This window comes from Stenotrophomonas maltophilia group sp. Smal32, assembly GCF_030237085.1.
Taxonomy (GTDB): Bacteria; Pseudomonadota; Gammaproteobacteria; order Xanthomonadales; family Xanthomonadaceae; genus Stenotrophomonas; species Stenotrophomonas maltophilia_Q.
In genome coordinates, this window is record NZ_JASJSI010000031.1 from 40440 (window position 1) to 47254 (window position 6815).

The 6815-nt window shown below is 66.6% G+C and carries 5 protein-coding genes; 2 read left to right on the forward strand and 3 right to left on the reverse strand.

The annotated features are described in order from the left end of the window. Nucleotides 1–109 precede the first annotated feature (109 nt). On the reverse strand, nucleotides 110–2512 hold the full coding sequence (locus QRO91_RS09975) for a ribonucleoside-diphosphate reductase subunit alpha (protein ID WP_049429772.1): 2403 nt from the start codon (nucleotides 2510–2512) through the stop codon (nucleotides 110–112). A gap of 530 nt (nucleotides 2513–3042) precedes the next feature. Between QRO91_RS09975 and QRO91_RS09980 the strand changes: the two genes are divergently transcribed. Next, nucleotides 3043–3879: a DUF2884 family protein gene (locus QRO91_RS09980; RefSeq protein ID WP_197620491.1), complete on the forward strand. Its 837-nt coding sequence runs from the start codon at nucleotides 3043–3045 to the stop codon at nucleotides 3877–3879. Nucleotides 3880–3907: 28 nt separating this feature from the next. On the opposite strand, the gene zapE is transcribed toward QRO91_RS09980, so the two are convergent. Together zapE and QRO91_RS09990 are read right to left on the reverse strand one after the other, a co-directional pair. Then, entirely contained in the window at nucleotides 3908–5008 is a 1101-nt protein-coding gene (gene zapE, locus QRO91_RS09985) for a cell division protein ZapE (protein WP_049429774.1), read from the reverse strand. Then, a complete protein-coding gene (locus QRO91_RS09990; RefSeq protein WP_049429775.1) occupies nucleotides 5005–5676 on the reverse strand; it encodes an alpha/beta hydrolase in 672 nt (223 codons plus the stop codon). The genes zapE and QRO91_RS09990 overlap by 4 nt, the downstream gene beginning before the upstream one ends. Nucleotides 5677–5719: 43 nt before the next feature. Between QRO91_RS09990 and QRO91_RS09995 the strand changes: the two genes are divergently transcribed. Beyond that, the gene (locus QRO91_RS09995) at nucleotides 5720–6577 is read left to right on the forward strand and encodes an EamA family transporter (protein WP_191863739.1); all 858 of its coding nucleotides are present in this window, start codon (nucleotides 5720–5722) and stop codon (nucleotides 6575–6577) included. Nucleotides 6578–6815: the final 238 nt, after the last annotated feature.

Here is a 6815-nt window from a genome sequence, read left to right on the forward strand (position 1 = left end):
GGTCAAAACGCCGGGCATGGCCCGGCGCTACCTGGGTGTTTCCGTGCGGCAGCCGAGCATGGCTCGGCTCTACAGGTGCGAGGTGCCGGCAAGGCCGGCACGCCGCGTCTTACTGGCAGGCCTCGCAGGCTTCCGGGTTTTCCAGCGAGCAGGCGATGGCTTCGTCCGGGCTGAACACCTTGGCCGGTGCGGCGGCACTCACCGTGGTCTTGGCGATCTTGGTGGCCGGGCGCGAACGCAGGTAGTAGGTGGTCTTGATGCCCTGCTTCCAGGCGTACATGTACATGGAGGACATCGCGCCGATGTTCGGGCTTTCCATGAACAGGTTGAGCGAGGCCGACTGATCGATGAAGGCGCCACGCTCGGCGGCCATGTCGATCAGCGAACGCATCGGCAGTTCCCACGCGGTGCGGTAGACCTCGCGCAGCGTTTCCGGAATCTGCGCCACGCCGGCGATGGAACCTTCGGCCAGCTTGATGGCGTCGCGCATGTCGGCGGTCCACAGGCCCAGCTTCTTCAGCTCGTTCACCAGGTAGCGGTTGACCTGCAGGAAGTCACCGGACAGGGTCTCGCGCTTGAACAGGTTGGACACCTGCGGCTCGACGCACTCGTAGCAGCCGGCGATCGAGGCGATGGTCGCGGTCGGGGCGATCGCGATCATCAGCGAGTTGCGCAGGCCGTGTTCCTTGATGCGCTCACGCAGGGCATCCCAGCGCGCGGTGTCTTCCGGCACCACGTTCCAGGCGTCGAACTGCAGTTCGCCGCTGGCGGCACGGGTGTCGTTGAACGACGGGTGCTTGCCGCGTTCCTGGGCCAGCTCGCAGGAGGTTTCCAGCGCGTGGAAGTAGATCGCTTCGGCAATCTTCTTCGACAGCGCGCGGGCTTCGGCGCTGTCGAACGGCAGGCGCTTGCGGAAGAACACGTCCTGCAGGCCCATGCAGCCCAGGCCGACCGGACGCCAGCGCAGGTTGGCACGGCGCGCGGTTTCGATCGGGTAGAAGTTCAGGTCGATGACGCGGTCGAGCTGGCGCACGGCCAGGCGCACGGTCTCGGCCAGCTTCTCGAAGTCGAACTCGTTGTGCTCGTCGAAGTGGTTGCCCAGGTTGATCGAACCCAGGTTGCACACCGCGGTTTCATCGTTGGAAGTGACTTCCAGGATTTCGGTGCACAGGTTGGACAGGTGGATCACGTTGCCCGGACGCAGGGTCTGGTTGCTGGCGCGGTTGCACTTGTCCTTGAAGGTCATCCAGCCGTTGCCGGTCTCGGCCAGCGTACGCATCATGCGGGCGTACAGCTTGCGGGCAGAGATGGTGCGGTTGGCCTTGCCCTGCGCTTCGGCCTGCAGGTAGGCGGCTTCGAAGGCTTCGCCGAACAGGTCGGTGAACTCCGGCACCACGCGCGGATCGAACAGCGACCATTCCTGGTCGGCTTCGACGCGCTTCATGAACAGGTCCGGCACCCAGTTGGCCAGGTTCAGGTTGTGCGCACGGCGGGCTTCGTCACCGGTGTTGTCACGCAGTTCGAGGAAGTCCTCGATGTCGGCGTGCCAGGTTTCCAGGTAGACGCAGGCCGCGCCCTTGCGCTTGCCGCCCTGGTTCACCGCGGCCACGGACGAATCCATGGTCTTCAGCCACGGCACGATGCCGTTGGAGTGGCCGTTGGTCGACTTGATGAGCGAACCACGCGAACGCACGCGGGTGTAGCTGACGCCGATGCCGCCGGAGAACTTCGACAGCTGGGCGATGTCGCCGTACTTGGAATAGATCGACTCCAGCGAGTCCTGCGGCGAATCCAGCAGGAAGCACGAGGACAGCTGCTCGTGGGTGGTACCGGAGTTGAACAGGGTCGGGCTGGACGGCAGGTAGTCCAGGTTGCCCATGCGCTTGTACAGCGCCAGGGTCTCGGACACGTCCTCGCTCAGCGCGCTGGCGATGCGCAGGAAGAACTGCTGCGGGGTCTCGATCACCTTGCGGGTGTGCGGGTGGCGCAGCAGGTAACGGTCGTACAGGGTACGCAGGCCGAAGTAATCGAAGTTCAGGTCCAGCGAGATGTCGATGGCATCGTTGAGCTTGCGCGCGTTGGTCTGCACGAAGTTCAGCAGGCGGTCGTTGATCAGGCCGACTTCATGGCCACGGCTGACCGACTGCGAGAAAGCGTAGATTTCCTGGCCCGAGACTTCCTTGGCGATGTAGTTGGCCAGCAGGCGCGCAGCAAGGCGGCCGTACTCGGGCTCTTCACCGATCAGCAGGGCGGCGGTGCGGATGGACAGTTCGTCCAGCTCGCGGGTGGTGGCGCCGTTGTACAGGCCGGAAATGGTGCGGGTGGCCACGCGCATCGGATCGACGGCGTGCAGGCCTTCAGAGGAACGCTGCACCGCGCGCACGATCTTGTTCAGGTCCACCAGTTCGGTGGTCCCGTTGCGCTTGGTCACACTCATCGCGTTGGCCGTCGGCGGCGACGTCAACAGGAACTCGCTTTCCTTCTCGATGGTGGCGCTGGATTCGGTGCTCACGGCGTATGTCCTCTTGGCGTGATTGGGGGTGCTCGATGCATCGGGGTGACGCAGCCCGGGACATGACGGCCCAGGATGGCAGGACGGCGTCGCAGGGAATGAGACCCTGCGCCTGCCACTGCCGTTGACGATCGCGGATGGGTGCTGCTGCCAACCCCCAGACTTGGGGTTGCTGCGACCGACGGCCACAAGATAGTGGGGGTAATGGGGTCCGTCAACGCCAAATGTAGTGAAATTCGGCAATCCCTTGCGCCGCAAGGATCGTGCCATCGGCGCCCTGATCAGACGCTTCAGACCTGCCGGAACGGGCTGCGCAGTCAAGCCCGAAAGGCGTCACTGCGGTGGCACAACACACCGCGGAAACGGAACAATGAGAGCTTCACATGACAGTGATGAAGCTGGCTAGGGACAACCCTGTGGATAGGTGGTGGGCAGCCGGTGGGAATGCGGTGGACGGGTGACTTCCGGCCGGTGACGCCCGCGCGCGGGCAGCCGATGCTGGCCCCTCGCCTGCGGAGAAGGATGATCCGATGCACCTGCGACTGCCCCTGCTGGCACTGCTGCCCGCTCTGTTCACCGCTCCCGCGCTGGCCGCCGAGGGGCCGGGCCTGCGTTCGGACCAGTGCGGCATCCACACCGACTACGACGTGCTGGTGGACAGCGGTGGCATCTGGCTGCGGCATGGCCCGCAGGCGCCGCATGAAGTGGTGTTCCACGACGGCGAGCTGAGCCTGGACGGCACGATGGTGCCGGTCAGCGCCGCCGACGCTGCCCGCCTGCGGCAGATGGAGGCCGGCGCCCGCCAGCTGATGCCCGCCGCCACCGCGCTCGCCCATGAAGTCTCCGGGGTCACCTTCGATGCGCTGGACGCCGCCTTCGAAGCCATCACCGGCAAGTCCCGCAACCGCCAGATGCGGGCGATGCGTGGCGAGATGCAGGACTGGATCGAGGCCAGCCTCGGCCGCGGCTACTGGGAGCAGGACACTTTCGGCGATGGCTTCGACGCGCACATCGAGCAGATGGCCGAGACAATGGCCACGTCGATGACCCGCAGCGTGCTGTGGCAGGTATTCACCGGCCGCGCCGGCGCCATGGAGCGCCGCGCCGACCGCCTCGATGCCGAGGTCGACCGCCGCATGGAAGCGCGCAGCCAGCAGCTGGAAGCCAGGGCCATGGCGCTATGCCCGCTGGTGCAGTCGCTGGCGGATGCCCACGACGCGCTGGAGCTGCGCTACCAGGGACAGCCGCTGCGGCTGCTGGAGCGCGGCGACAGCGTGCGGGTAGAGCATGGCAGCGGTTCGGGGCTGCATGTGTCGGCCGGGCCGGAGGAGCGGCCGCGTGACGACGCCTTGGCGCCCTCCCGATAACCACGCGGCTCTACAAACGGCACGACCCTCACGCCCGGTGCGGGGTACCCAGGTACTCGGCGCTCTGCATCTCGATCAGGCGCGAGGCGGTGCGCTCGAACGCACCCTGCAGGCGCTGGCCGGTGTACAGCTCGATCGGCGAGGTGCTTGCGGTGCACACCAGGTTGACGTGGCGGTCGTACAACTCATCGATCAGGTTGACGAAGCGGCGCGCGGCATCTTCGTTCAGGCGGTCAAAGGCGGGAATGCCGCCGAGCAGCACCGTGTTGAACTCGTGCGCGATCTCGATGTAATCCGACGGGCCGCGCGGACCTTCGCACAGCGCGGCGAAATCGAACCAGGCAATGCTCTTGCCGCGGCCACGGACCGGGATCTTGCGGCCCTCGATCTCGATGTTGCCGGGCTTGGCCGGCTGACCACCACTCAGTTCGTTCCAGCGCGTGGCCAGCCAGTCGTCGCTGTCGGCGGCCAGCGGCGCGCGGTACACCGGCGAGCGGGTCAGCGCGCGCATCCGGTAATCCTCGGTGCCTTCGGCGTACAGCTCGACGCAGAACCGCTGCAGCAGGCCGATCGCCGGCAGGAAGCTCTCGCGCTGCAGCCCGTTGAGGTACAGGTTCTCCACCGCCGTGTTGGAAGTGGTGACCAGGGTCACGCCTTCGGCAAACAGGCGTTCCAGCAGCCGCGCCAGCAGCATCGCATCGCCGATGTCGGTGACGAAGAACTCGTCCAGCACCAGCACGCGCAGGTTGCTGCGCCACTCCTGGGCGATCTTCGCCAGCGGGTCGCTCTGCCCCTGGTGCTCGCGCAGGCGCTCGTGGACGCTGCGCATGAAGCGATGGAAATGCGTGCGGTACTTCTGCTTGATCGGCAGCCCGTCGTAGAACAGGTCGACCAGGAAGGTCTTGCCGCGGCCGACGCCACCCCAGAAATACAGGCCCTTCACCGGCTCCGGCTTCTTCCAGAACGAGGACAGGCGGTCCAGCCAGCCGTCCTCGGCGCTGTCCAGCAGGCCCAGGTGGATGCGGTCCAGCTCGGCCAGCGCAGCATGCTGGGCCGGGTCGTTCTGCCAGTCGCCACGGGCGACCCCTTCCGCGTACCGCTGCGACGGGGTCAACTCGGTTGCACTCATGCCGCTGCGCCCAGCCAATGTTTCACGCCGTGGGTCAGCGCGCCGCGCAGGTCGATCAGCTTGCGGTGGAAGAAGTGGCTGGTCTCGGGCATGCGCACCAGCTCATGCGGGAAGTCCAGCGTGTCCAGCCACTGGTAGACGGCCTGCGGGTCGACGATCTCGTCCTGCTCGCCCTGGATCACCAGCCAGCGCGCCGGCGGTGCGATGCCATCGAAATCCCAGCGACCGGCCGGCGGCGCGATCGAGATCAGCGCTTCGGGCTGCAGCGCGGCAGCGGCCTTCAGCGAAACGAACGAACCGAAACTGAAACCGGCCAGCCACAGGCGGTCGTCGGGGCGCTGGCTCTGCACCCAGGCAGCCACGGCCTTCAGGTCATCCTGCTCGCCCACGCCGTGGTCGAACTCACCGGCCGAACCACCGACGCTGCGGAAGTTGAAGCGCACCGTGGCGATGCCCAGCTCGCGCAGGGTGGTGGCGGTCATGGTGACCACCTTGTTGTGCAGGGTGCCGCCTTCGGTGGACAAAGGGTGGCAGATGATGGCCACGATCGGCTGCACCGGCACATCGGCCTTGGGCAGGTCGACGACCACTTCCAGCGGGCCGGCCGGGCCGTCCAGTTCGAGGCAGGCGGTTTCGCCGGGGGCAACGGGGAACAAGGGCTTGTGCATGGCACCATGATACCGTCCCCCGCCCCTGCCCTGTGCCCGCCCCATGCTCTACCTGTCCTTGGCCGTGATCTGCAGCGTGCTGGTTTCGGTGGTGTTGAAGCTGGCCAACCGCCGCCAGCTGGATGTCGCGCAGATGGTCACCTGGAACTATCTGGTCGCTGCAACGCTCACCGCCGCGGTGCTGCAGCCGCCGTTGGATGCACTGCGCGCGCCGCATGCGCCGTGGCTGTCATTGCTGGCGCTGGCGGTGGTGCTGCCGTCGATCTTCCTGGTGCTGGGCCGCGCGGTGGCGGTGGCCGGCATCGTCCGCAGCGACGTGGCGCAGCGGCTGTCGCTGCTGCTGTCATTGGCCGCCGCGTTCCTGTTCTTCGGCCAGACCGCCACGCCGTGGAAGTTGGTCGGCCTGGCGCTGGGCCTGGTCGCCATGGTGGCGATCAGCCTGCGCCCGCGCGGACCGGCGGTGTCGTCCTCACCCGGTGGCTGGGGCTGGCTGCTGGGCGTCTGGGCCGGGTTCGCGGTGGTCGACGTGCTGCTCAAGCAGGTGGCGCTGTCGGGCACGCCGTCGATGGCGGCGGTGCTGGCCAGCTTCAGCGTGGCCTTCGTACTGATGCTGGCGCTGCAGCTGTGGCGGCATGTCAGTGGCCGCAGCCGGCTGGCCTGGCGCAATCTCGGCGCGGGTGCACTGCTGGGCCTGCTCAATGGCGGCAACATTCTTTTCTATGTGCACGCGCATCAGTCGATGCCGGAGAGCCCAGCCACCGTGTTCGCCGGCATGAACATCGGCGTGGTGGTGCTGGGTGCACTGGTGGGCGTGTTCGCGTTCGGCGAGGCAACCACGAAGTGGAACCGCGCGGGTCTTGCGCTGGCGGTGCTGGCGATCGGGTTGATCGCCTGGGGGTGAGCATGTGCATCGGGGTCGGGCGCCCATTCCTTCGAAAGGGCTCCCACCCCACCGGTTGGCGGTTTTTTTTGCAAACCACCCGCACCCGGGCGCGGGCCGCCCCCCGGCACCCGCCCGCCACAATTCGGCCCCGCTAAACCCATGCGCAAATATACTTCGCCTTTTATTTGAAATATCTCGCCCACCGCCAACCCCATTCCAATTACCCGCACAACAAACAAATATATAGGAGTGCCGG